This is a genomic window from Myroides sp. C4067 (assembly GCF_038039665.1).
GTDB classification, from domain to species: Bacteria; Bacteroidota; Bacteroidia; order Flavobacteriales; family Flavobacteriaceae; genus Flavobacterium; species Flavobacterium odoratimimum.
This window is the reverse complement of record NZ_JBBPHJ010000061.1, coordinates 1-1,371: the sequence shown is the minus strand read 5'-3', so window position 1 is coordinate 1,371 and position 1,371 is coordinate 1. Positions and strand designations below refer to the sequence as shown.

General features: G+C 31.5%; 1 protein-coding gene. It reads right to left on the bottom strand.

The window, feature by feature from the left end:
- Positions 1–147: 147 nt before the first annotated feature.
- Positions 148–1,143: an IS110 family transposase gene (locus tag AABL87_RS17670; protein ID WP_341277696.1), complete on the bottom strand. Its 996-nt coding sequence runs from the start codon at positions 1,141–1,143 to the stop codon at positions 148–150.
- Positions 1,144–1,371: the final 228 nt, after the last annotated feature.

The following is a 1,371-nucleotide window of genomic DNA, read 5'->3' as shown; positions in this document are numbered from 1 at the left end:
TAATTCGATTACTATGATAAAAGCAAATCATTATTAATATATTTTACACCTTATTTTTGAGAATAACTCAATAAAACAAGGCATATCTAACCTGAGGATTATATCCGTATTATCCTCTATTTTTGTTTCTAATTCAATGTATGATGTTTATGCTACTTGTCGTACCTCATAAGCTTTTTTATTCCTAACACAAGAACATATACGCTGTACAAGCTTGTTTCTAACATTGTTTAAAACAAGCATCTTATGCTTACCTTCTCCAACTTTCCTCTCGTAATAAGCCCTTATCTCTGGGTCCCATCTAACAGCTGATAAAGCACAGAGATGTAAAAGTTTTTTAAGCTTTTTATTAGCCATAAAGTGTACTTTAGCTTTGCCTCTTACACTTTTACCTGAAGTATATTCAAAAGGGACAACACCACAATAAGATGCTAATTGTCGAGAGTCTTCAAATGATGTAAACGCATTGGTATAACATATTAAAAACATCGCTGTAATATCTCCAACACCTCTTACAGAAATCACACAATCAAATATCTCAGATACCTCTTGATTTTCTCTAATAAGAGTATTTAACTGTTCTTCAATCACCTTTATAGCGTTCTCTAAAGCCTTGATAATAGCCTTATCATTTTTAGACAAAACCTTGTGCAGTTCATCATTAAACCCCTTAAATTCGTTGGTTCTTACTTCTATAGCTGTCTTATGAGCTATACTCATCTCTCGCTGTCCCAATAGAGCCTGAATCTTATTCAATACAGCCTTTGATACTTTAAAGAGCTTCGCTTCTTCTTGATTTTTCTTAGCATACAATGCTATCCTTTTAGAATCTATCTTGTCATTCTTTCCTCTTTGTATTCCACTACTTCTTATAATTCTATAAGCCATTTCTACCCATAGATTACAATTCTTTGAAAGCAAAATATCTACTAAAATATTTTTATAAATACCTGTATGCTCCATACATATCAATGTTTCCTCTACACAACATCCTTCGCTTTTCATCCACTTCATAAATTGATCAACTCCCGTTTTAGTGTTTTCAAACTGATTGTGTTTACAAGAATTAGCATCTACATAAATAGCTACATCAAAATAATCTTTGGAAATATCTATTCCGATAAATTGTGTAAATTTGTCCATATGATAATTATTTAAGGCAACCTGTTACTAAAATATCATCTAAACCTTAATACTAGACCTCGACGTCTTAATTACTAGTCTGATACTCTTTAGTAAAATCAACAAAGTCCTACTCGAATTTTAGGGCGTTATCCTTGTAATTCGTCTGGTTCACTTTGTTGATTAGGTTGTTTTATTTATTCTCTACAATATTATCATATTCTCAGTTAGCAAATCTAAAGGTAATTC

Coding starts and splice junctions, on each gene's coding strand:
- AABL87_RS17670 (WP_341277696.1), bottom strand. CDS start 1,143: ATGGACAAATTTACACAATTTATCGGAATAGATATTTCCAAAGATTAT.